This window comes from Mesorhizobium sp. M1312 (assembly GCF_040318115.1).
GTDB lineage: Bacteria > Pseudomonadota > Alphaproteobacteria > Rhizobiales > Rhizobiaceae > Mesorhizobium.
Genome location: NZ_JAMYLQ010000010.1, coordinates 1 through 23,827 on the forward strand (window position 1 = coordinate 1; position 23,827 = coordinate 23,827).

Annotated in this window: 15 protein-coding genes and 3 pseudogenes; 3 read left to right on the forward strand and 15 right to left on the reverse strand. The window is 55.6% G+C overall.

Annotated features, from left to right (window positions below):
- Window positions 1-76: 76 nt before the first annotated feature.
- From NKH36_RS13795 to NKH36_RS13850, 12 genes and pseudogenes are all read right to left on the reverse strand, one after another.
- On the reverse strand, window positions 77-259 hold the full coding sequence (locus tag NKH36_RS13795) for a hypothetical protein (RefSeq protein WP_352962656.1): 183 nt from the start codon (window positions 257-259) through the stop codon (window positions 77-79).
- A gap of 1,251 nt (window positions 260-1,510) precedes the next feature.
- Entirely contained in the window at window positions 1,511-1,921 is a 411-nt protein-coding gene (locus NKH36_RS13800) for a hypothetical protein (RefSeq protein WP_352962877.1), read from the reverse strand.
- A 57-nt stretch (window positions 1,922-1,978) separates the two neighbouring features.
- Window positions 1,979-2,197 (reverse strand): annotated as a pseudogene (locus NKH36_RS13805) (GntR family transcriptional regulator); the annotation flags it as partial.
- A gap of 48 nt (window positions 2,198-2,245) precedes the next feature.
- Window positions 2,246-3,394, reverse strand: coding sequence for a M24 family metallopeptidase (locus tag NKH36_RS13810; RefSeq protein ID WP_352962659.1), 1,149 nt, complete (start codon window positions 3,392-3,394; stop codon window positions 2,246-2,248).
- A 101-nt stretch (window positions 3,395-3,495) separates the two neighbouring features.
- Window positions 3,496-4,332, reverse strand: coding sequence for an ABC transporter permease (locus tag NKH36_RS13815; protein ID WP_502912037.1), 837 nt, complete (start codon window positions 4,330-4,332; stop codon window positions 3,496-3,498).
- Window position 4,333: 1 nt separating this feature from the next.
- Window positions 4,334-5,560, reverse strand: coding sequence for an ABC transporter permease (locus tag NKH36_RS13820; RefSeq protein ID WP_352962661.1), 1,227 nt, complete (start codon window positions 5,558-5,560; stop codon window positions 4,334-4,336).
- A 69-nt stretch (window positions 5,561-5,629) separates the two neighbouring features.
- Window positions 5,630-6,694 carry an ABC transporter substrate-binding protein gene (locus NKH36_RS13825; RefSeq protein ID WP_352962664.1) on the reverse strand — a complete coding sequence of 355 codons (1,065 nt, stop codon included), beginning with the start codon at window positions 6,692-6,694 and terminating at the stop codon, window positions 5,630-5,632.
- Window positions 6,695-6,808: 114 nt separating this feature from the next.
- Window positions 6,809-7,912 carry an ABC transporter ATP-binding protein gene (locus tag NKH36_RS13830; protein ID WP_352962667.1) on the reverse strand — a complete coding sequence of 368 codons (1,104 nt, stop codon included), beginning with the start codon at window positions 7,910-7,912 and terminating at the stop codon, window positions 6,809-6,811.
- Window positions 7,913-8,303: 391 nt separating this feature from the next.
- Window positions 8,304-8,837, reverse strand: a complete 534-nt coding sequence (locus NKH36_RS13835; protein WP_352962670.1) for a sarcosine oxidase subunit gamma — start codon at window positions 8,835-8,837, stop codon at window positions 8,304-8,306.
- The gene (locus NKH36_RS13840) at window positions 8,830-11,793 is read right to left on the reverse strand and encodes a sarcosine oxidase subunit alpha family protein (RefSeq protein WP_352962673.1); all 2,964 of its coding nucleotides are present in this window, start codon (window positions 11,791-11,793) and stop codon (window positions 8,830-8,832) included. The genes NKH36_RS13835 and NKH36_RS13840 overlap by 8 nt, the downstream gene beginning before the upstream one ends.
- Window positions 11,790-12,056, reverse strand: a complete 267-nt coding sequence (locus tag NKH36_RS13845; protein ID WP_287241565.1) for a sarcosine oxidase subunit delta — start codon at window positions 12,054-12,056, stop codon at window positions 11,790-11,792. Before NKH36_RS13845 ends, NKH36_RS13840 begins: the two co-directional genes overlap by 4 nt.
- 9 nt (window positions 12,057-12,065) lie before the next feature.
- Entirely contained in the window at window positions 12,066-13,322 is a 1,257-nt protein-coding gene (locus NKH36_RS13850) for a sarcosine oxidase subunit beta family protein (protein WP_352962676.1), read from the reverse strand.
- 450 nt (window positions 13,323-13,772) lie between these two features.
- Between NKH36_RS13850 and NKH36_RS13855 the strand changes: the two genes are divergently transcribed.
- Window positions 13,773-14,189 carry an Lrp/AsnC family transcriptional regulator gene (locus tag NKH36_RS13855; RefSeq protein ID WP_352962679.1) on the forward strand — a complete coding sequence of 139 codons (417 nt, stop codon included), beginning with the start codon at window positions 13,773-13,775 and terminating at the stop codon, window positions 14,187-14,189.
- A 591-nt stretch (window positions 14,190-14,780) separates the two neighbouring features.
- On the opposite strand, the gene NKH36_RS13860 is transcribed toward NKH36_RS13855, so the two are convergent.
- Both NKH36_RS13860 and NKH36_RS13865 read right to left on the reverse strand, forming a co-directional pair.
- Complete coding sequence (locus NKH36_RS13860) at window positions 14,781-15,077, reverse strand: FMN-binding negative transcriptional regulator (RefSeq protein ID WP_352962682.1); 297 nt, start codon at window positions 15,075-15,077, stop codon at window positions 14,781-14,783.
- 7 nt (window positions 15,078-15,084) lie between these two features.
- A pseudogene (locus NKH36_RS13865) lies at window positions 15,085-15,147 on the reverse strand (hypothetical protein); the annotation flags it as partial.
- Here NKH36_RS13865 and NKH36_RS13870 point away from each other — a divergent pair.
- Window positions 15,131-15,380 (forward strand): annotated as a pseudogene (locus NKH36_RS13870) (IS110 family transposase); the annotation flags it as partial. The pseudogenes NKH36_RS13865 and NKH36_RS13870 overlap by 17 nt on opposite strands.
- Before the next feature lie 130 nt (window positions 15,381-15,510).
- Here NKH36_RS13870 and NKH36_RS13875 read toward each other — a convergent pair.
- A complete protein-coding gene (locus tag NKH36_RS13875) occupies window positions 15,511-16,083 on the reverse strand; it encodes a 4'-phosphopantetheinyl transferase family protein (protein WP_352962685.1) in 573 nt (190 codons plus the stop codon).
- 522 nt (window positions 16,084-16,605) lie between these two features.
- Here NKH36_RS13875 and NKH36_RS13880 point away from each other — a divergent pair.
- A complete protein-coding gene (locus NKH36_RS13880) occupies window positions 16,606-23,676 on the forward strand; it encodes a hybrid non-ribosomal peptide synthetase/type I polyketide synthase (protein ID WP_352962688.1) in 7,071 nt (2,356 codons plus the stop codon).
- Window positions 23,677-23,827 lie beyond the last annotated feature (151 nt).

Here is a 23,827-nt window from a genome sequence, read left to right on the forward strand (position 1 = left end):
TGGAATTGGAGATCCGCAAAACTGCGGCCCCAACCAGCGGCGGCCTGATCATGCAGCGCAATAAGGTGCATCACGTCTACACCGTGAACGTGTCGCCAGGGACCTCGGCGTCAGCGAAGCGCTCATCCAGGAACTGACCCTCGGTCTCGAGCCCGAGGACGGCGTCATCTGGGTGTACGGCGCCAATGATGACGACGGGATCTTGGCATTCACCGATGAAGGCATCGAGGAGGTCAAACTCCTCCTCGAAGAATATCATCGCGTCTCCCCATCGAAAGCTTGACCCCAGCACCGCTGTGCTCAGGTGCTCATGGCCGCCGGATACGCACGTCTGCGATCTTCACCGGATGCGTACGTCCAATGCGACATCCTTATCTCGCAGTTTCGGCAAAAAGCCTCATTGGATGGACACGATATTGGTCGCCAGCATACCGGCAGGTTCATGAGAAATCTTATAGCATCGGTTTGGCGCCGCACAATTGAGATTGTCTTTGCAGCGCTGGTGATACCCAGCTCGGATGCTCTCTCTGATCAGGACTTGTGAGAGCATCCAGTGTCCGAATGGGACCTGTTGCAGACTGCGGTTACAAGCGTTGTTCCTTGAACAACCATAAAGTCTGATTTAACGTTAAACATTTCGACGATCGCCGGATGACGTCCTTTTCCAACGTGGACAGGGACGTCCTGTGATTCCTTAGTGTCAACAGAGGACAGCGACCACTATGAAATGGAAGTTAGGTCCTTTCACCGAGGAAGATATCGCGCGATCGGAATTGCGTGAGGCTCTCGGGAGAAAACGCGATATAGACGCCGAGGTCGCGGAAATAACATGCAGACTAGAGTCCATCTGGTCCAAGCCCAGTGCAGCCAGTAGGCCGCATACAAACAACAGCTGGAGATGGCTGCCGTCGTTCTATCCGCCGCGTTACTAGTTCGTCAAGATGCATCTCGAATTTGCCCCTTGCTGAGGGCCGCAGCGGTTAATTCAAGGACGACACATCGGTCCGTGGCAACCATTCGCATCAACGGCGCTAATCGTCAGACCAGTTTCTTCGACAACCCCAACCGCCCGACCAACTTCTTGAGCGCGGCTGATATGCGGATGGTGGAACCGCTGTTCCTAATCGCTGCGCTTATAGCGCGTCGTCCAACTCCTCTTGCGAGCACTGGCACGGCCATGCTTGAGCAGCACTCACTTGCTGGCGACTCGCAGTGTCTCGACTGCAGCTGCAAGCGTGCCGGACGACCCCGCATCGCTTCGTGCCTCATGGGAACCCGAACCGCCCTTTAGCTTCGACCGCGCAGCAAGCGCGGCAAAAGATAAGGTGTCTCGGCGGTTCGTCTTCACGCGATGCTTCACCCCCCGGCCCGCGCCTTCTACCCATCGACGAGCTTCCCTGCACGGTTCACTGGCTGCAGACGTGGAATCCTGGCAATTACTCCAGCCTTCGGCCAGTTATCGCAACTTCGAAATTTGTTGTTGCGAAAGCCACCATTGAGTTAAGTACCTCTAAGCCTCACCCGGCGAAATGACTTTACAAATACGACCAAGCGTAATCGCAGCCTGGTTTCGCCTGCGGAAACCGAATCCACGCAGGTCGCCGCCTTGTAGTGCATAAATCAGTTCTCGGACGTCTGACGAGAGCAGTTCCACTTCTTCTCCCCAATCAAGTTTCGGGACGCAGCTCAGCCATATTCTACCAATCTCACAGTAGAGGTTTTCTGTGACTTCCCGAGCCCGTGCGTTAGAAATTGCCCCTGAAAGAGCTTTTTCGACATCGCGGTGTATGCGGCCAAGCAGATGGATGTCTTTTTTGTGTTTCAGCTGCTCCGCCTCTTCAGCCAAGCTCTGCAGGGTTTCAATTGTGCGGGCCGGTATCGGTAAATCAATGAACCTGTAAAGGTTCTCAGCCAGAACCATTCTTACCTCATATATCTGGCTGAGAGTTTTTGCGTCCACCTCCGTTACGGTCGTATAGGAACCCTGGGACCTGACCAAAAGGTGTTCAAATTCGAGGCGATGAAGGACCTTCCGAAGGGGTGTTCGGCTGATCCCAAACTCAGCTGCTAGTGTGTTCTCGGACAACTTTGTTCCCGGAGAATACTCTAACAGAGCAATGCGGTTCCGCAGAATCTCATAAATGTCTGATACTGAATTGGGGGATTGGAAAGTCTCTACAACGTTCACTGTTTCCACGGCTCCTGTATGCAAGGCGGCGAGCGCAATCTGCGCTCGCCGACGCTGTTAGACCTCCGCCAGATCGCGTGACATATTTGTCAGGAACACCCCACCGGACTTTCCGACCAACACACAGTCCGACAGGAAATTATCATTGCCAACGTCATCCGTGATCCATGTGATGAGATGGAATACCATTCCCTCTCGTATTTGAACATTACTCGCCCCGTGCAGGCTGTTTATGCCGGGGCCACCAGTCCATGTCGGTGGAAATGATATCCCGACCGTGTAACCGCAGTGCTTGAGTCGTGCAAACACTTTAGACGCATTAAGATGAGCCTGCCACGCAGTATGCACATCCGACGCAAGAACACCTGGCTTGAGCGCATTCAAAGCCTTGATGTGTGCCTGGTTGCTGATTTCAGCAAGCTTCCTTGCTGGCGCCGAAGCTGGACCGATAGAGCCTGTCCGAGCCATCGGAGCGTGATATCTGTCGATACACCCCGAGAGCTCCAGCAGGAACGAGTCGCCCGTCTTGAGTTCCCGTGAGGTCCAAGTGGTGTGGGGCTCGCAAATCCTATCCACGGACCTGATGAATGGCGGGAAACCAGGGGACTGTCCTCCCGCGGAGATCATGGCTCTGTAGACTTCGGCTGCGACAGTGTTTTCGGTCACGCCATGGCCAGCGGCGTCAGCTCCCGCCGCAACCATGATCTCGGAGATCCGCGCCGCGCGTTTAATCTGTTCGATTTCTAAGGGGGACTTGATCATGCGCATTTCTTCGACAATGCCCGATGAGTCAAGAAACTCCGCGTTGGGCAAAGCTGCCCGAAGAGGAGCGTCAATTGCGGCATTGAAGGCGCTGCTCCTTTGCAACGCCAAACGCGGGCTCTCTCCGGCCATCGCGACCAGTTGTGTCGCGATTGCCGCTGCGACATCGTCATTGTCCCCATAGCCAACATAGCGGACATCTTTCGCCTGCCGTAGGATGGTTGGCGCTTCGAGGCTCCTCGCGAAGAGCACTGGCTCGCCGTCAGCGGGGACCAGGAGCGCGTGAAGGCAGAAGTATCCTTCATAATCGAGACCGGCCAAGTAATAAATGTTCTCTGGACTGGTAAAGATCGCCACGTCCACATTGCGCTCGCGGCATCGTTCTTGTACTGCCATGACGCGCTCACGTCGTTGAGCGCGACCTCCGTCGATTACTTGATCCATTTCCATTTCCTTTACAGGTGCTAGCGAGGTTCTATCCAAGTTGATACCTATGAGGGGCGGCGAAGGCTTCCGGTGAGCTCGACGCCCAGTGCTGTCGGAAGCTAATGCGACGCGTTCTTGAAACGCGCGCTACGTCTGTTCAGTTGATCAACCAGCAACATCAAAATGATTGCCATGACGATCAACAGTGTGGCCACCGCTGTGATCGTAGGATTAAAGCTTTCCCTTACACCACTCCACATCCTGATGGGGACAGTATGTTGCGGCGGAGCAGCGAGAAAAAGCGTTACGACGACTTCGTCCCATGACCAGACAAAAGCGAAGATTGCACCTGAGATCACCCCGGGTGAAATCAATGGCAAAGTCACTTCAAAGAAGGCGCGGCCAGGAGATGCTCCGTGTACCGCCGCCGCTCGAAGGAGTGTTTGGTTGAATCCCTTAAGGGTTGCGGAGACCGTTATGACAACAAAGGGAGCGCCGAGCGCCGCGTGGGCCAATATTATGCTCCAGAACGTGCCAACGAGTTTCAATTTTGCGAAGACATAAAAGAAGCCGAGTCCGGCTACGATTACCGGCACCACCAAGGGCGACACAAGGACAGCGAATATGAAGTTCTTATGTCGCCAATTGCTCTGACTAAGACCCAATGCGGCCAACGTCCCTAGAATGGTCGCTAAGACAGTTGACGACATGCCGATTATGAAGCTGTTTTGAATCCCCCTTTGCCACATAAGCGAAGCGGATGAGCCACCAAAAATCTCAGCGTACCATCGCAGTGAAACCCCTGGCATCGGATATGTGAAATAGGGCGCCGAATTAAATGACAGGGGTACAACTACAACGATCGGCACAATGAGGAACCCCATTATAAGGGAACAGACAACCCACAGTGCTATCCTGTCAAAGCGGAATAAGCGTTTCGAAAACAATGAAGCCACTTTACGCCTCCCGCCTGTTGGCAATTAAGCCAAGTCTGCCGCACACAAAGATGACAACTCCAACGATGGCAAGCAGGAGCACGCTAAGTGCCGCCGCAAGCCCCACATTTCCGAGGTTGCTAGCGTTCTGAGCGATGTAGTAGCTCAACATTTGGTCAGCCGGCCCACCAAGAAGAGCAGGCGTGATATAGAATCCGAGACTAACGATAAAGACAAGCAATATACCCGCACCAAGCCCTGGAAAGCTAAGTGGGAGGTACACTTCCCTGAAGGCTCGGAACGGGGGTGCTCCGAGAGTGGCTGCAGCGTTCATGTAAGTTTTCGGTATCTTAAGCATGACGCTGTACAACGGAAGCACCATGAATGGAAGCATTACGTGGGTCATAGCTACGTATACCGAAAATCTGTTGTAGATCAGGTCCAGCGGCTTAGACCATAGTCCTAAGTAAATTCCGACGTCATTTACAACTCCATGCTTCTGCAACAATACGAACCAGGCTACGGTCCGGACGAGTAGAGACGTCCAGAACGGGAGGAGGACGAACAGGATCAATATATTCCGCCAAGCCGGCGAAATAGTCGCTAGGAAATAAGCCAACGGATATCCCAAGACGACGCAACCAGTCGTGACTACCAGCGTCATCCAGAGCGTTCGGAAGAGAACATCGAGGTAAAACCCCTGCCCGTCGCCAGCCGGGCCCTGTTTGGATAACCCGAAGGCAGAGTTGAAGTAGAACAGTGAATATTTATTGGCGGCATCGCGAATTGCCAACCAATAGCGATTCTCTGTCCAGCGTTGATCGATCTCGCTCAACGCCACGAGAGCACCGCCTGGCTGGGACTCTGGTAGCTTTTCTGCCGTCTTCATCAGCAACGATTGGAAGCCGGGTATCGCGTAGTTCAAGCGCATGCCCGCCTGGCCGAGCGTCCTATCCGTCGCTGCGTGCTTGATGTCGATAGCGAGGGCTGCGATTACCTCCTCGCTTGGCAGGCCGGCCCCGTCCCAGCGCTGGATTAGATTTGCCGTATTCGGCAGAGCAGCGGATACTTCAGGATCTTCGATGCCCCTGAGCAACATCCACCCAATAGGGATGACAAATATTAGAGAGAGGAATACCAAAAGAGGTGCGACAAGTGCGAACAGTCGCACCTCCTTCCTAAGAGAAGCACGAAGAAAGCTGCTGGCGGCCAACTCATCCAGTTCGGTAGATATAGCTTTCGCGCTCATTTCATTACTCCAGCAACGTTCCAAGCCGGTACTGTCAATGCTTCGTTGGCAGCTCGGAGATTGATATAGCTATTGCTGAGCAACCCAGTAATTAAAACGTTGCGTTAGATCGTCCTGATGATCAGCCCAGAATTGAACGTCCATTGGAAAGCCATTTTTGATGTTCTCCGAACTTGTCGGCAACTCGGACCTGAGTTCAGGTTTTATGTATTTTTCCGCCGCAGCAATCGCCGGGCTATAAGTCAGATGTTTTGTGATTGCCGCGTTCACTTCTGGCTGACTAGAAAACTTAAGGAACTCGTAGGCAGCATCAGCATTCGGAGCGCCTTTTGGCATAATCCACATTGATGTCTCCCAACGAAACTGATTCCAAACGGTCTTGATCTGTTTCTGCCCTTCAGTGTGCGCGGCGCCATACAGTCGGCCATTCCAGCCGACGGTCATCGCTACCTCTTTGTCCGCGAGTAGCTGAATCGATTGAGCGCCGGTCTCCCACCAGACGATGTTGGGCTTCAGCTTCGATAAGCTGGCGAATGCCCGGTCGACACCCTCCGGTGTCCCCAGAACTTCGTAGACCTTACCCATTGGCACGCCATCAGCTAGCAAAGCAAACTCAAGGGTTCCGTTGGGCGACTTCCGCATTGCGCGTTTGCCGGGCCACTTTTCCACATTCCAGAAGTCGGCCCAGGACTTGGGACCAGGTTCTGCCACTTGGTTTGTGTCGTATGCAAAATTGACTGAGTAGATGACGTCTGGGATCCCGCAGTCGAGCAAGCTTCCAGGAACAAAATCATCTTTCGTCAGTTTGAGCCGGCTGAGATCGAACCGTTCCAGGAAATCCTGCTGGCAGCCGATTGCGGCAATTACTGACTCACTATCGGCTAGTTGCCAATTGTATGTCCCTGTGGTCGACATCGCTCGGACCTTTCCGACGTCGCCCGTGAACGCATCGGTCAGGATATTGATCCCTGTGGCCTTGGTGAAGGGCTCGTACCACTCTTTACGATAAGCGTCTTCGGTTGCGCCGCCGTACGACGCGATGGTGAGATCCTCAGCTTTAGCCGCGGCGGTGGCTCCCGCAAGCAATCCCATTGCAGTGACAGCCACGTAAAGCTTTTCTGACATGTTGATCATGCACTTCCCCTTTTCTGCTGGTTTAGTATGTTGACACTGGCTTCTTGTTACCCCGCAGCGCCATCGATCCAGCAAGAGCTAGGGCCGATAGGCAGTCTGCTTTGTGACTTACTGCTATACCTCCAGAATCCTGCAGTCCTTGGCCTTCCATCCGACGACTAGTTCTTGCCCGATTTGAAACCCGGGTATGCCGCTGATCCTGGGGACTTTGACGAGAATTTCGTTATCACCGGCGATGTCCAGCCTGAGCCTGGTCTGGTCGCCTAGTTCGATAACCTCCTTTATCTTGGCCCCATATCTGTTGCTGCAATCGTCCGTCGGAGACACTACCACCCGCTCGGGACGAACGACCAAAACAGCGCCCGCGCCTGGCAACAGGCGGCTTGGGCTGACTCCTTCAGCTTTGGTGCCATCACAAAGCGCCACCTCACAGAGTTCGCCTTGGGATCGGACAACTTTGGCTTGAAATTTGTTATTCTCGCCAACGAATGAGGCGACAAAAGCTGTCTCCGGCTCGTCGTAGAGTCGCATGGGCGAGGCAATTTGCTGGATCCTACCCTTGTCAAACACCGCCACGCGGTCGGCCATCGTGAGCGCTTCGCTTTGATCATGCGTGACGAAGATCATTGTGACGCCGAGACGCTTATGAAGCTGGCGCAGTTCAAGTTGCATTTGCTCGCGTAGCCTTTTGTCTAGGGCACCGAGCGGTTCATCAAATAAAATGACAAGCGGCTTGAAGACGAGTGCGCGGGCGAGAGCGATGCGCTGCTGTTGCCCTCCCGAAAGCTGATCAGGTCGTCTTTTTCCCATCCCGGGATCTCGCAGATCGACCAACTCAAGCGCTGATTGCCCAAGCTTGTAGGCATCCGCCCTCGACATTCCCTGCATTCGAAGGGGGAAAATGATGTTCTCCATGACCGTCATGTGAGGGAAAAGCGAATAATTCTGGAAGACCATTCCAAACTTGCGCTTATGGGTTGGCGTGTCTTCAAGCGATCTACCACCCAAGGTGATACTGCCGCTAGATGGATGCTCGAAGCCAGCGAGCATTCCAAGAGTTGTACTTTTTCCCGATCCTGATGGGCCCAGCAACGCAAGAAACTCGCCCTTGTAAATTTCTAGGCAGAGGTCGCTCACAACAAAAGTCTTTCCATCGTAGGTCTTGTTAACCTTATGGAATTTGATGAGCGGATTTTGAACGTTGTCGTACCCAGGCATGCAATTCCCCTTCGAGAGCTTATTACTCTCGGATCTATCTTGAGATCAGTTATTGTTGTCTTGAGTAGCCAAGCCGTGCCCAGTGCTTGCCCCTCTCTCCTCACATAGCACGGTTTACAGCTTGTGTACAAGATAATTTTGCTGCTTGCGTATCCCCTTTCAGCTGTCTCTTCGATTGGGCTGTTCTGAATGGATAAGCGACGCGTTCTGGCCGGAATGCGACAACCGCGCCGACGGACGAAGAACCCTTGGACACAAGTTATTTTTGGCTGCTCAACCCATTCTCATTGGGGGTGGAGTACTCCACCCCCTGCTGGCGCCTAAGGCGCGGCAGGGAAGCGCATCAGACTCGGGACCGTGATTGGCAGCGATGCGTCCTTGAACCCGCAGATCACCGGGCACGATTGAGATGCTCAACCAGGAAGCCAGACACGGATCCACCAAACGTGGTCGGAATTAGAACATCGAACTCATCGCCTCCAAATCGGTCAACGAGCACGCTAACATGGTGAATCGCAGTTTGCGCGAACGTTCCCACGGGAAAGCCCACCTCTGACAGATCAATTGCGATAACGCGACTTAGCAGGCTTGCCGCACCAGGGCCCTCGAGTCGCACGCACACCCGCGAATGCGATAGTTCCAACGCCACGAGTGGCTCTACTGCTTCAAAGCTCATAGCTGTGTCGGAGCGCACTAGCACGCGATCGGGCGCAATGCGCCATACCGTGGTCAATCCTCGTCGAAACGAAAAGCGGCAGTCTTGGGGAAGTGAAAGGGATTTCTTTCGAAGTATGCCACCAGCTAGCTTGTCAAAGTTATCCCATCCGGCAAGTTGCGTCAGGCTCCCCAGCTCCACTTCGCTGATTGTGACTGGTTGGCCATCGCTCGTCATGCCGCGGATAGGCATCGGATGTTTCTTAGCCATTCTGACGATGTCCTTCCGGATCGAAGAAATGATGCGAGACGACTTTTGCCTGCCATGATTGATTGCCGACAAAGTCCACCACCTGGATTGTCTCACCAAATCGCTGGGGGCCACGCGACAGAAGTGCCAGCGCAATATTCTTCTTCAGCGCCGGAGAGTACGTCGTGGCAGATACCCATCCTTCACCATGGCCCTTGGTGGGAGCATTCAGGGCGTATAGAAGGGACCCCGCTCTCGCGCCAGCATCGCCCATAATCTCCAGCCCTACCAAACAAGGCCGTAGCGGGTCTTCAAGTAGTGACCGCTTGCGCAGCACGGAGCCGACAAACGGTTTCTTGCTCGAAGCAAAACCTTCCAGACCCAGATCCTTCATGGTTGTGCGACCTTCGATTTCCGAGCCGGCAATATGCCCTTTCTCGATGCGAAGGGCGCCCATTGCCTCAAGGCCGTACGGCTTGAGATTATATGGGACACCGATTGCAATTAGAGCTTCCCAAATCTCGCGGCCCCGTTTGGCCGGAACGTAAAGCTCATAGGCAAGTTCACCCGAAAAGCTCATGCGATGGAGGCGGCAAGGCACATCGTCGATCGTGACGAGGGTGAAGTGGTTGTTGGGCAGAGCCTCCCTGCTCAGGTCTGCACCCGTAATATCCATCAATACGCGCCCGGATTTCGGCCCGGCAATTGCGATCGCAGCCCACTGGTCGGTGACGGACGTGACATGCACCTTGAGATCGCGCCAGGCGGTCTGAAGGAGGTGTTCGGCCCATGCGAGCACCTTGGCGGCATTGGCCGTGGTGGTCGACATAAAAAACTCGTTCTCGCCGATCCTGGCGGTCGCGCCATCGTCGAAGACAAAGCCGTCTTCTCGTAGCATAATGCCATAGCGCAGCCGGCCGACAGGAAGGGTCTTGAAGCCATTCACATAGACCCGATTTAGGAATTCGGCGGCGTCAGGTCCCTGCACCGCGATCTTGCCGAGCGTAGAGACATCGACGATGCCGGCATGTTCGCGAACATGGGCAGCCTCGCGAACATAGGCCTCGTTGAGGCTTTCACCGTTCACTGGATAATACCAGGGTCGCAGCCAAACGCCGGCGTCCATCATTTCGGCACCGTTTTCCTTGTGCCAATCGTGGATGGTGGAAAGCCGGGTCGGGCGAAGATGAAGGCCGTGGTCGTGGCCGACAATGGCGCCGATCGCCACCGGGGTATAGGGTGGACGAAACGTCGTCGTACCAACGTTGGGAATTGTCAGGCCGCGCAATTCGGCCATCCGGGCAAGCGCATTTAGATTCGAAGTCTTGCCCTGGTCGGCTGCCATGCCGGAGGTTGTATAGCGCTTGAGATGTTCGACCGATACGTAGCCTTCAAGATGGGCCTGATCAATATCGGCAAGCTTCACGTCGTGCTGGAAATCCACGAATGCCTTGCCGGGAGTACTGCCATCGGCCCTGGTGATGACTGCCACCGGCAGAAGGTTGCGGCCCCAGAAATCAGCGTGCCCAAATAGCGCTGGTTCTTTCCCGGTGCCTCCACCAGCTTTGTGGCCCTGCAAGAGAGAATCCCTGAGCGATGGGGAGCCGACAAGCGAGCCAACGCATGTGAAGGCTCCTTTTTCCACCGACGGCAGAAAGGTGTCCAATTCCTTGTCATAATGTGGCTTTCCAAATCGCTGGCTCCACAAATGCAGCGTCGGAACCCAACCACCGGATGCGGCGACAAGATCGCAAGAAATCCGGACCCTTCTGCCCATCGCTTTACCTTCTGGGGTAACGGGAACAAGGTATGCAGCCTTTACGCTTTTGCCACCCACCACTTTCAGGACTGCTTGGCCGGGCCGCAAGTCAATGCCCGCATTCTTAGCATTTGCGCCGAGGTGTGCCGGGATTTCCCTACGCAGGTCGCAGATTGTCACCTTGGCACCCGAATTTGCGAGTTCGATGGCCGCGGTGTAGGCGCTGTCATTGTTTGTTGCCACGACGATCCGCTCGCCGGCAAGGACAGCATATCGGTTCAGATAACTACGAACAGCTGAGATGAGCATAACCCCGGGCACGTCATTGCCGGCGAATACCATGGGTCGTTCGATCGCTCCGGTCGCCAGGACGGCCCGTTTGGTCCGCACAACCCAATAGCGCTGCCTCGGTTTTCCCTCGTCAGGCGCAAGGACGTGGTCCTGCACCCGCTCCACGAGGCCGAACACCTCACAGTCATATGCACCAAAAGCCGTGGTACGCGTCAGAACACGAACATTGGGGAGATCGTCAAGCTCCGCAAGGGCCTGGGTAAGCCAACCATCGGAGGTCGAACCGAAGGGTTCGCTGAGGAGCGATCCGCCAAGATCACGGTCCTGCTCCACTAGTATGACGTTGTCGCCCCTGCGGCCTGCCGCGAGGGCTGCGGCAATCCCCGCCGGACCAGCGCCAACGATCAGGACATCACAGAATGCATTGATCTTCTCATAGTGATCGGGATCAGGGAAAGTCGTTGCCCGGCCCATGCCGGCCGCCCTACGGATGAAACCCTCGCAGAACATCCAGAACTTCGTCCCGCTGAAGGGGCCGATGAACGTTTTGTAGTAAAAGCCAGCTCCGAAGAAGCGGGACAGCAGCCCGTTAATCGCTCCAACATCGAATTGGAGACTCGGCCAGACGTTTTGGGACGTCGACGTCAGACCGTCGAAGACCTCGACCATTGTGGCCTGCGCATTGGGTTCGTGGCGATCACCCTCACGAAGATGGACGAGAGCGTTTGTCTCTTCGACACCAGCCGCCACCAGACCACGCGGTCGGTGATATTTAAAGCTGCGCCCAACAATCTGCTGACCGTTAGCAAGGAGCGCGGATGCTAAAGTGTCCCCGGGATGTGCCCGATATGGCCGCCCGTCGAATTGAACGGTGAAGCTCAGAGAGCGATTAATCCGTCCGCCGGTCGCGAGCCGCCGCGCGGTCATACTGCCGCCTCACGCGCCAGGACGGAGCCAAACATTTCGTGGGTCAATGTATCGCGTTCAACGACGATCCACTGCCTGCATCCGACGACGTGATGCCAGTATTCTTTATGCGGACCGCGAGGGTTCTCGCGGATGAACACGTAGTCGTGCCAAATCTTGGGATCGGTTTCGTTCATATCGGGCCGGCGAATGGTTGCATCTTCGCCGTACGTGAACTCAGTTTCGTCCCGCAGTCCGCAGACCGGGCAATGAATTCTTAGCATGATTGAACCTCAATGCGCCTTGGGATACGGGCCGGAGCCCGACTCGTCGATCTGGTATCCGCGTTCGAAACGGTCCAGGGTAAATTTTGCATTGTCTGGGTGAGGCTCGCCCTTTGCGATAGTCCACGCAAAGCAGTAGCCGGATGCGGGTGTCGCCTTGAAGCCGCCGTAGCACCAGCCGCCGTTCAGCCAGAGCCCCTCGATAGGCATTTTTGCAATGATCGGCGAGCCGTCCATCGTCATATCCATTGCCCCAGCCCAATGGCGAAGCAGACGCAGACGCGACAGCGAGGGCATGAGGGCTATGGCGCTTTGGAGCGTGTGTTCGACGACTGGCAGTCCGCCGCGCTGGGCATATGAGTTAAACCCATCGAGATCGCCGCCGAGCACCAAGCCGCCTTTATCGGACTGGCTGATATAGAAATGCGCTCCCCCGTAGACGATCACATGGTCAACGAGTGGTTTCACCGGCTCCGTAACAAACGCCTGGAGAACGTGGGTTTCGATGGGCAAACGAAGTCCCGCCTTGGACGCCAAATGGCTGGTATGGCCGGCAACCGCCAGCGCTACCTTGTTCGCCCGGATCGGACCACGTGTTGTCTCGACTCCGATTATTTTGTCCTTGTCCCAGATGTAGCCCACCACCTCGCACTGCTGGATGATGTCGACCCCTTGCTGGTTGGCCCCACGCGCGAACCCCCATGCGACCGCGTCGTGGCGCGCTGTACCGGCGCGGCCTTGTAAGAATGCTCCGTGGATCGGAAACCGCGCAGTCGCTGAGTAGTCGAGGTGAGGGAGCCGCTTCATGATCTCCACTCGATCGAAGAATTCTGCATCGATACCGTTAGATCGCATCACGTTGGCGCGGCGCCGTAGGGCTTCCCCTTGTCCCGGCGAATGGAAAACATAGTAGTAACCACGCTGTGACATCATCACATTGTAGTTGAGTTCCTGGCTGAGGTTTTCCCAAAGCTGCAACGAGCGCTCATAGAACTGTGTATTGCCGGGCATCATGTAGGTCGAGCGGACAATGGTCGTGTTGCGTCCCGTATTGCCACCCCCAAGCCAGCCCTTCTCAAGAACTGCGACGTTTCGTATCCCATGCTCTTTGGCAAGGTAGTATGCGGTAGCAAGACCATGACCACCACCACCCACGATGACTACGTCGTAACTTGGCTTTGGAGCAGGGTCGCGCCATGCACGAGACCACTCTTTGTTCCCCGACAGTCCATTGCGTAAAATCGACAAGGCAGAATAGTGGCTCATGCAAATTCCTCGCGACAATCAGTAGTCTCATCGGCTCTAGAAAAGTCCGCCGTAGCTTTGGACTGGTGGTTCAATGTTGTGCCAAGATAGAGTTGTGCCAAGATAGATACTTCCGAGATAAAGCGTGGGACCGAGGCGACAGCCGTCGAGGTTCATCTTGCTCGCGCCCTCCCTTTCGGGATGGCACCAGGATGGAGTTGCCCTGAGCCCTGTATCCGACAGAACCTGCTTCTTAACGAGGTCCAGTTGGTCTGCGGAGAGAGCTTACGACCAGCCAGTCCGAAGAGATTCAACGTAGGGTGTCAGCATTCATGTCCTCCCAAACCGCTATTGTGATGATCATAACGTTGCGCGGCGCGTAACGTAAAGCTAACTTTCGTCCACTAAATGCTAGGAAATTCGATCATTTTGCTATACATCAAGGGACACTCTGTTAGGCGATGGATACAAATGGACGATTTTGACAGGCGGCTCATTGCCCTCCTAAGGCTAGATGGACGAATGCCAGTGGCGGTACTTGCGGATAAGCTGCAGGTCTCAAGAGGGACGATACAGAAGCGCCTTGACCGTTTGATCTCGTCCGGCGCGATACGAGGGTTTACCGTTCGCACTCGACAAGAGGCTGATGAAACGGTTTTGCGGGCTGTGATGGGTGTGAAGACGTCCGGTAAGAGACCCACAGTGTTCATCGAAGCCCTTAATGGGATTCCTGAAGTCGCCGCGCTTTATACGACAAACGGAGTGTGGGATTATATAGCCGAGCTTCGTGCCAAAAACCTCGTAGATCTTGATCGCGCACTACGCGCAATTCGAACCATCGATGGCGTTACCTCAACAGAAACCAGCATTTTGCTTAACGTGGCGTGATGCCCGGCTCGAAGCGCGGCAGTCCTAACAGTCGCGGGCGCACGGCATCGCTGAAGCCTGCGCGCGCCCATGCCCTCGCCGACGAAACTGCTGCGTCCGCCCGCCGTGCGGCGGAGCCCTAAGTCGTCAAGCGGAGCCCCGCCGTCGATCTCGGGTCCGGCGATGTGCCTCGTTCACACCGGCGTTCCACCTCACTACTAGGGCGAGAATCAGGCGAGTCCGAACGCGAATTTTCATCGCGGCGCGCCGAGGAACTTGATCAGCTGATTGAACGTCTCGCCCGGACAATGTCGGCGAAAAGGTCTCCCGAAGGTCGTGAGCCTGACCGATCGTTCAAATGCGGGATCGGGCTGTCAAACGAATCCAGGAATTGACCCCCTTTGAGTGAGGCGAACGAGATGCAGAGACTATTAAGTGGTTGATCAGCGCCGTCCGCGATGCCGGCGAGCCAGCCTCGATCGACATACCCCGCCAAGTGCGATTCATCGTGAAGCTGCCGGGACCACCGGTGGTCTACCATTCCTCGCCAGAGGTGGCGAACGGCCGCATGTGCGCCGTATCCACCGAACGCTTGCTATTTCGATCCCACCTCTAATGCTGCAGCATGGCCCGTCCCACCTCTGTCTCGCCTTGGGAAATCAGCTTTTCCCCCGCACCGCGAATGTCCCGCGGTTCCTTGTTCTGGTTGAGCTTGGTCTTGCCGAACAGGCGGGTGATTTCGATCCCCAGGGCGACGATGGCCTTGACCATGGAGTCGATGGAATCTCTCGGCGCGTCACCCATCTTCCAGCGGTCAAGCTGGCCCGCTTCGTGTTTGTGCGTCGCCTTCGCGACGTTGCGGCGGACGTATCGCTGCGTCGTCGTGGATTGTGATCCGCCCATGGACATGGGCGACACGGTAGTTCCAGGTCGGAACTGTGCTGTGGAAACTCGTATTTGCTGTGTCGAAGGCCGGCAATCCGCGATTGCGAACGACGATGATCCAGCTTGCCTGGCTGTGGCTGCGTCACCAGCCACACTCGGCGCTCGCCCGCTGGTTCCACGAGCGCGTCGAGTGCAATGGTGGCCGCCAGCGCAAGACGACGATCATGGCGCTTGCCCGCAAATTGCTGGTCGCGCTGTGGAAATATGTGCACCGGCGTCGTGATCGAAGGCACCATTCTGAGCAACGTCGGAGGGAAAGCCGCCTGACGATACCCATTGAACCAATCCTGTAATCCGTCAGGACCCGATCAGTCCTGACCGATCCAGGTGGACGAACCTACCAGAACCATGGCTTGAAAAATGCCGTTCGAGAGAATGGTCTCGTCTTCCTGAGCCCTCACCCGCCTCGATACGCCGCTCTCCTCAAACCGTCATCACCCAGTTTCCGCCATAGCTCCTTTAAAGGAACATGCGATGCTAAATGCCCCACCAATTGCCCGCAGACTGGGAGTGCGTTGAGGTAATATTGCACGTCACCAAATTGCACGGCCGGCTCATCCCAGCCTGTATGAAGGCCACGCGGATCTTGGCGGAGACCAAGACCCGCGCATTTCAGTACGGCCTCTTTTCTGGTCCACAGCTTCAAGAACTTTCGCACAGTCAGCTCGCTCGGAATGTCTTCAAAAACCCTTGCCTCTTGGTCGGTCATGACTTGGCAAGCCAACTGCCGGCAATTTGCCAGGGGGCGCCAAACCTCAATATCTATCCCAACGAAGCCCAAGGTTGATATGGCGACGGCCGACCAATCGTGGCTATGAGCTTGGCTCACTTCAATATCGTGCGCCGGCAATCGGGGCTTGCCGAAGCGCGAAACGGTCATCTGGAGATCTCTCAGCGGAACATGCAAGTGCGCAGAAAGGATGATCCGAAAAGCGCACTTTGCCTGAAGATACGAAAGGCGCATATCCATGTGACGAATTTTCTCAGCCCGTCTCCGCTCAGTTGGGCTCAGAATTTCGCGCATACGCAACGTAGGGATCGTCAGCCGAGAATGCCGAAAAACCCAAACGTCGATGGTGCCCGTCTGCCTATTCGAATGCATGCATCAAAGCTTGCTCCACCACACGCTGTTGCCTGATCAGCACAAACGGTTTTCTCGCTTTGGCCGTTCAGATCCTTCAGCTGCTTTAGGTGGCTCGGTTGCTGTCTAGGAGACGCTTCTACATTGCCGAAGGCCCGCGATGTGTAAAGATATATGAAGCCTTTTAACGATCGTGAAACAACTTTATACCTCTCGATCTTTCTTTTTATCTTTCTTTTTATCTTTCTTTAAAACTTATATCTCCGGGCATCGGCAATTCAAATTATTAAGATATGTATTTTTTAATACAATAGGTTCACATGAATGAAATAATAATTCTCTAAAAATTCAGACCGCCCCCAAGAGAAGACGGGTAGTGTTCTCCGCACAACTATGTGGCTGGAGAAAGCAATGGATCATGTTACGCGCCCGCTGTCGCATGGTCAGATGGGCCTTTGGATACATCATCAAAAACGACCGACCGGTAGCGAATACAATCTGCCAGTCGAGCTGCGCATAAAGGCACCGTTCGACATTGATGCCTTGCGGCGCGCGCTCCAGTCTTTGATTGACCGCCATGAAATGCTGCGCACGACCTTTCACCAGGAAGGCGAGCAGATCCATCAGCGCATTCATGAGACTGCCCTTCTGAGTTTTCATGTCGTTCGGCTACAAGGTCTCGAAGAGGCGGACTTCGATCATTCCATCGCAGCGGAAGCTCGCTCGCCTTTCAAGCTGGAACATGGGCCATTGTTTCGCGCTCACCTTTTCGTCAGCAGTGCCACGGAAGAGGTTCTCCTCCTCAATTTCCACCACATCATATCCGACGCCTACAGCATTCGCACCTTCCTGCACGAGTTCGGCAGGCTCTACCAAGCGTTTTGCGGCGACACGGATATGGCGGACCTGACCACGGCGGCTCCTTACGGGGACTTCGTAGCCTGGCAGGACCGACTCCTTGCCGGCGACGACGGGGAGCGTATGTGGGCGTACTGGCGCACCCAATTTGTCGATCATGAGCCCGACCTGGCCTTTCCGACCGACAAACCACGGACTGCGCCCGCAACGCACACAGGGTCAGTGTTCTCCCTGGATATCGACAAGCCCGTGGTCGAGCGCTTGGAACGACTGGCGCACCAGGAAAAAGTGACGCTCGCCACCGTACTGCTTGCTTCGTATTACGTCCTGCTCCATCGGTATTGCGACCAGGACGACATCACACTTTACGTGCCACGCCTCGGTCGCCCGGCAGCAGATTTTTCGGGGACCCTCGGCTACTTTGTGACCCTGGCCGCCCTGCGGCAGAATTTTTCCGGAAATCCCACCTTCCTCGACCATTTGCAGCGGGTGCGTCAGCTCATGCGCTGCGCGCGCAGCCACGAGTATTTTCCTCTTCCCCTGCTGCTGGAGAAGCTCAAGCTCCCTCCTGCTGCTGATCGGAATCCGCTTGCGCAAGCAGTTTTCAACTTCATACCGGCGGCGGTGAGTTCTCTTGGCTTCACGCCATGCGACGTCAACCTCTCCGGCTTGCCTGCGCAAATCCGACTTTGCGAGACCGACATCTGGATCGATCTTGATTTTCGAATCCTGGCCGGCAAGGAAAGTGTCCGCCTTGACGTCGTGTATAAAGCGGATTTGTGGGATGCTACCACCATAGAGCGGCTTGCGAAGCACTATCATTTGTTGCTTGAGGCGATTGCAGATGCGCCAGCGCGACGGATAGGCGATTATAGTCTTCTGATGTCAGAAGAGGAACACCAGCTCCTTCACGATTTTAACGAGACAGCTGAACCGTTTCCGTCCACTATTTGCTTACACAACCTGATCGAAGCGCAGGCTGCCACTTACCCAGACAATATCGCTGTCAGCTGCCCAGTGGAGGCACTCAGCTATGCTGTACTTGAGCAAAGGGCAAACAAGCTTGCGCGTCATCTGATTTCAAAAGGAGTCCGTCTTGGAGACGTGGTCGGCATTCTCGTTGAGCGCTCTTGCGATCTCATTGTCGGGTTTTTAGCGGTCCTGAAGGCGGGGGCCGTCTATCTTCCTCTCGATCCGCGACTGCCACCCCAGCGCCTGCGTTTCATGTTACGGGATGCTGGTGCCACTGCGCTCATCAGCAAATCGGAGCTCAGAGAACAGACTTTCGGGGATGCCCTGTCAGGGCGAAACATTGAAGGTGCGAATGAATGCGCAGTCGTTCTCCTAGATAAAGACCACACCGAAATTGCTCTGCATGAAATCACGCCTCCGCACTGCCCCGCCGGCCCCTCCGACTTGGCTTACGTTATTTATACGTCCGGCTCCACAGGTCAGCCGAAAGGCGTGATGATCGAACATCGCAGCGCCTGCAACATGGCGGAGGATCTAAGACGCACTTATCAGCTGGGGCCGGATAGCCGAGTATTGCAGTTCGCTTCCTGCGGATTTGATGCATCGCTATTCGATTTTATCCTGGCTTTGTCCTCGGGTGGCCGATTGTGCCTTGCGCCCCCATCAGCATCGCTGCCCGGAGCAGAGCTTGTCGAGTTCATGCGGCGTGAGCGCATCACCGCTGCCGGTCTTACACCGACAGCTTGGACCTCCTTGCCGTCGACTGATCTTCCTGATCTCACCGTGATCAAGTCGGGTGGAGAGCCCTTACCATCGAGCCTCATCGAGCGATGGGGTGAGAAGCGCCGCATCTTCAATTCCTATGGGCCCACCGAAACGACCGTCTATTGCATAAGGACCGAGGTGAAAGCCGACGGGCGGAAGCCACCCATTGGGCGCCCCGCAATCAATAGCAAGGCTTACATCCTCGATCGCTATGGTAATCCGACACCGGTCGGCGCAATCGGTGAACTCTACATCGGGGGCGTCGGCATAGCCCGAGGATACATCAATCGCGATGACCTCACGCGCGAGGTTTTCCGGCCTAACCCGTTCGATGATGATCCGCAATCCAGGCTCTACAGAACTGGGGATCTGGCCCGGTATCGGTCAGATGGCACGATTGAGTTCTTGGGCCGAAAGGACGAACAGGTCAAAATCCGCGGCATGCGGGTTGAACTTGCCGAAATCGAGCAGTGTCTGATGGAGCACGAAAACGTCAAAGCATGCTGTGTCACGCTGACAGATCGTCTCGGCGAAAATGCGAGCCTGACAGCTTATGTGGTGAGTCGGGAAGGTTCGGAGGACACCGATGGACTGCAGTCTTTTCTGCGCGCCGCGCTGCCTGGCTACATGATTCCCTCACAGTTCGTGTTCCTTCCACAGCTACCGACCAATCGCAGCGGCAAGATCGATCGGTGCGCTCTTCCCGAGACGAGGAGAAGCGCCTCGACATTAAAGGCCGCAACTTTTCCGACCGGCAGGTTGCAGACGGAAGTGGCTGACATCTGGAAGGACGTGCTCAAATTGGACTCCGTTGGCGGTGAAGACAGTTTCTTCGATGTTGGCGGACATTCCCTGGCCATTGTTCAGGTGCAAGCGCGTATTCACGACCGTCTGGGCATTGATTGCAAGATTCTGGATTTGTTCGAGCACCCCACTATAAGAACGCTCGCTGCGCACTTGGCCACAATTTCAGACGCCCCTCGCCTCACTCAGTATCTTAAGAAACCAATTGGCCTGGCCGCAGGCGAAAGGAAGGTCGAACAGAACGGCAATGCAGTCGCGATCATCGGCATGGCAGGCAGGTTCCCGGGAGCGGAAAACGTTGATCAATTCTGGAGCAATCTGGTCGATGGCATTGAGTCCATCGCAGACTTGGATGAACAGACATTGCGAGAAGCTGGCGTTGATCCTGGCACGTTTGGCAAGCCTAATTATGTGAGGCGCGAAGCCGTTATCAGCGGAGTTGATCTGTTTGACGCAGCGTTCTTCGGCATCTCGCCTAAGGAAGCAGCGTGGATGGACCCGCAACAGCGGATCCTGCTGGAAACGGCGTATCAGGCGCTCGACCATGCGGGATACGGATCGCGCGAGAACGGAGAAGGCCGAGTCGGTGTCTTTGCCGGCGTGGGGGCCAACCACTATCTCGCTGAACGGGAAGCAGGCCGCGACCTGCTGGATTCAGAGAAGTTGCAGATCCGCATTCTTAACGGCCAGGATTTCACGGCGACGCGCATTGCCTACAAGCTCAATTTGACCGGGCCCTGCGTGTCAGTTCAGACGGCATGCTCTACTTCGCTGGTTGCTGTCCATCTCGCTTGCCAGGGCTTGCGCAGTAACGAGTGCGATATGGCACTGGCGGGCGGTGCGTCGATTTCCCTGCCCCATGGGAAAGGCTATCTCCATCAACAAGGCCATATCTTGTCCCCTGACGGCCACTGCCGTGCGTTCGATGCTAAAGCACAAGGGACGGTGAGAGGCAGCGGAGCAGCGGTGGTCGTGCTCAAACGGCTGAGTGATGCCTGTAGAGATGGCGACTATATCTGGGCAGTCATAAAGGGAACCGCCATCAACAATGATGGCGCCGCCAAGGTAGGGTTCACTGCCCCCAGTGCTGATGGGCAGGCTGCCGTGGTCCAAGCTGCCCTAACCGATGCTGAGGTCTCTGCGGACACCATTGGTTATGTGGAGGCTCATGGTACGGGAACCTATCTTGGAGACCCGATCGAAATCGCCGGCCTGACCAAGGCTTTCGGTTCCCACACAGCAAAGAAACAATTCTGCGCAATAGGTTCGGTCAAGACAAATATCGGCCATCTCGACGCAGCAGCGGGTGTAACGGGATTGATAAAGCTCGCAACAATGCTGAACAGGGGCGTCATTGCCGCAAGCCTGCATTTCGAAAAACCAAACCCAAATATAGACTTTCAGGAGAGCCCGTTGTTCGTAAACAAGACCTGCACCGCTTGGCCCAACGGTAGTCGGCCGCGGCGCGGCGGGGTCAGCTCATTTGGCATTGGTGGCACGAACGCGCACGCGATCCTCGAGGAGGCTCCGCCGCGAACTGGTGCGCAGGCCAGTCGCAGGCCGCACGTCTTTCCGGTATCGGCGGCGAGCAGATCGGCAATGACCGAGATACTCCGGCAACTGGCCGGCTTTATGCGCCGAAGCGATATTCAGCACAGCGCAGCCAATATCGCATACACCCTGCAAACCGGTCGAGCAGCTCTCAGCCATCGCACAAGTTTCGTGGGATCCGATTTGGTGGAACTAGCCGACCAATTCGATCAGGCGGCACTGAATGCGGGCACGTCTCGAGAGGCGTCAGGCAGTGAACACCGCATCGTGTTCATGTTCTCCGGCCAGGGCGGGCAGCAAATCGGAATGGGTCGGGAGCTTTATGAAGAAGAGCCGGTATTCCGCAACGCCATCGACGAATGCGCAAACTGGCTTGACGAGCTCGCACATATTGATTTCCGCCCCCTGCTCTACTGCGAAGGCAAATCTGATGGCGAGCTTGAGCCTCAGCTGGAAGCCGTCATACAGCCTGTCATCTTTGCTACGCAATATGCAATGACGAAGCTCTTCATGTCGTGGGGCATTATCCCTGCAGCTGTGATCGGCCACAGCATCGGCGAATATGCAGCCGCTCATTTTGCGGGCATTATCTCGTTACCTGATGCTATTCGACTGACGCTGATAAGAGGACAGTTAACGTCGCGTGTGCCTGCCGGCGGGATTGTTGCAGTCAGCCTGTCGCCGGAAGAGCTCCAGCCCTATTGGAACGAACGCCTTTCATTGGCGGCAATAAATGACCCACGTCAGTGCGTCGTTTCGGGGGCCGCATCCGAGATCGAAGCGTTTCATGAGCGACTGCAGGCGAAATCTATTGCGAGCAAACGAATACGTGGAAGCCATGCCGTGCATTCATCTCTACTCGATCCGATCTTGTCGGAGTTTAGGATTTATGCAGGACAAGTCGAGTTGCACGCGCCGCAAGTACCTTTCATGTCAACGGTACTCGGTGACTGGCTGGAGGCAGACGTGCCGCCTGATGGCAGCTACTGGGTCCGCAATCTGCGAGAGACGGTGCAGTTCCATAAGGCCATCGATCGGCTGGTGCAATCGGGCCACGAATTGTTCATTGAGATGGGGCCTGGCGCTGCCCTGACAGGACATTCCAAGCGGTTCAACTCAAAGATCAACCCTCGCAGTCCCCTCGCCTTTTCGGCCTTGCCGCGCGGCGATCACGAGCAAGGCGATCGCCTGAGACTGTTACAGACACTGGGCAAGCTTTGGACCTGCGGCGTTCGCATTGATTGGTCTGGCCTGCACGATCATAAGCCCCCGCTGCGAACTCCCCTCCCGCCTTATCCTTTTGATCGCAAGCGTTACTGGCTCGATGCGGTCGCCACTAGGGAGCAGGTACAAAATGCCAATTTGAACCAGCCTAACACTGGCGCAGCATCCGTCGATCATCCGACTGGGAGCGAATGGGTGCGCAGTCCGATTGTGGTTGAGGTGTCTGCTGAGGGAGCTTTGGACCGTCAAATAGCGGCGGTCTATCGGGACATTTTGGGCTTGGATGACGTTGGCCTGACCGACAGCTTCTTTGATGTTGGTGGCGATTCGTTGAGCGCCTTAAGCGTGATCGATCGCATCGAGCAGCTAACGGGAGAGAGATTGGCTGTCTCCCTGCTGCTGGAACATCAGACACCAAGCGGGCTCGCGGTAGCCCTCTCGAAGACCCCCGCAAGCGCGCGTCCGAGCGCATTGGTGCCGATACAAACCGGCGGATCGCGAGTGCCTCTGTTTTGCCCCCACCCCTTTGGCGGACATGTACTCTTATACACGCCTCTTGCTAAAGCATTAGGTGCAGACCAGCCGCTCTTCGGGTTACAGGCGCGAGGCCTGAATGGTGAGGCAAAACCTCACCTGAGCATTGCCGAGATGGCAGGGGAATATGTTGAGGCCATCATGAGCGTACAACCACGCGGCCCTTATCAGCTCGCCGGCTTGTCTATGGGCGGTAGCATTGCTTGGGAAATGGGCTGCCAATTGCGCGATGCTGGTGACGAGGTAGCAATAGTTGGGCTGCTCGATGCCAAAGCGCTTCACAAGGATGAAGAGCACACAAGCAGCCGGTACCACCGCTTGCTCGGCACCCGCCGTATTCCTGACTGGCTTAGCGAGCAAGCGGTCACATTGAGTGTCCTTTTTCCAGCGCTGAAGAAACATTGGCGAAGCCTGAACTCCATCAAACGTGAGTGTCAGGTCACGGCATTGCTGGATTTCGGAATGCAAGCAGGCAACGTACCCGACATGGGCGAAACGCAGCTCAATAATATCCTGGCAGTCGCCGAGGCAAATAGAATTGCGCTGCGCGAATATACGCCTCGGCCCAACGACAGCCGGTCCGTTCTTTTTGCAGCCAAGAAGGGGCTGCGCACATCCACTAATGAACCTGATGGCGATCTTGGGTGGAAGCAATTCGCACGGGGAGGCCTGGATATTCACGAGGTGCCAGGTAACCATTACACGATGGTCGCTCCGCCTCATGTACGTGTCCTAGCAACGAAGCTCAAAGAGTATCTCAATCGAAACGACTAAGCGACGGCACCAGCAGCGAATCGCAAAAGCCGGACACGGGCCGGTGACTAACCTGTTGCAACAAATCCTTAAAGTAAGTTTACAGAATCTTTGCGACCGCAAATCGCTGACAATGGTACGTTCACTACAAGGTCTGAGATCAGGCACGGCT

What these genes read in the sequence shown, in the direction of transcription:
- NKH36_RS13820 (WP_352962661.1), bottom strand. Translation starts at nt 5,560, where the DNA reads ATGAGCGCGAAAGCTATATCTACCGAACTGGATGAGTTGGCCGCCAGC.
- NKH36_RS13800 (WP_352962877.1), bottom strand. Translation starts at nt 1,921, where the DNA reads ATGGTTCTGGCTGAGAACCTTTACAGGTTCATTGATTTACCGATACCG.
- NKH36_RS13845 (WP_287241565.1), bottom strand. Translation starts at nt 12,056, where the DNA reads ATGCTAAGAATTCATTGCCCGGTCTGCGGACTGCGGGACGAAACTGAG.
- NKH36_RS13840 (WP_352962673.1), bottom strand. Translation starts at nt 11,793, where the DNA reads ATGACCGCGCGGCGGCTCGCGACCGGCGGACGGATTAATCGCTCTCTG.
- NKH36_RS13830 (WP_352962667.1), bottom strand. Translation starts at nt 7,912, where the DNA reads ATGCCTGGGTACGACAACGTTCAAAATCCGCTCATCAAATTCCATAAG.
- NKH36_RS13875 (WP_352962685.1), bottom strand. Translation starts at nt 16,083, where the DNA reads ATGGATATGCGCCTTTCGTATCTTCAGGCAAAGTGCGCTTTTCGGATC.
- NKH36_RS13835 (WP_352962670.1), bottom strand. Translation starts at nt 8,837, where the DNA reads ATGGCTAAGAAACATCCGATGCCTATCCGCGGCATGACGAGCGATGGC.
- NKH36_RS13795 (WP_352962656.1), bottom strand. Translation starts at nt 259, where the DNA reads ATGATATTCTTCGAGGAGGAGTTTGACCTCCTCGATGCCTTCATCGGT.
- NKH36_RS13825 (WP_352962664.1), bottom strand. Translation starts at nt 6,694, where the DNA reads ATGATCAACATGTCAGAAAAGCTTTACGTGGCTGTCACTGCAATGGGA.
- NKH36_RS13850 (WP_352962676.1), bottom strand. Translation starts at nt 13,322, where the DNA reads ATGAGCCACTATTCTGCCTTGTCGATTTTACGCAATGGACTGTCGGGG.
- NKH36_RS13860 (WP_352962682.1), bottom strand. Translation starts at nt 15,077, where the DNA reads ATGTCCATGGGCGGATCACAATCCACGACGACGCAGCGATACGTCCGC.
- NKH36_RS13810 (WP_352962659.1), bottom strand. Translation starts at nt 3,394, where the DNA reads ATGGATCAAGTAATCGACGGAGGTCGCGCTCAACGACGTGAGCGCGTC.
- NKH36_RS13880 (WP_352962688.1), top strand. Translation starts at nt 16,606, where the DNA reads ATGGATCATGTTACGCGCCCGCTGTCGCATGGTCAGATGGGCCTTTGG.
- NKH36_RS13855 (WP_352962679.1), top strand. Translation starts at nt 13,773, where the DNA reads ATGGACGATTTTGACAGGCGGCTCATTGCCCTCCTAAGGCTAGATGGA.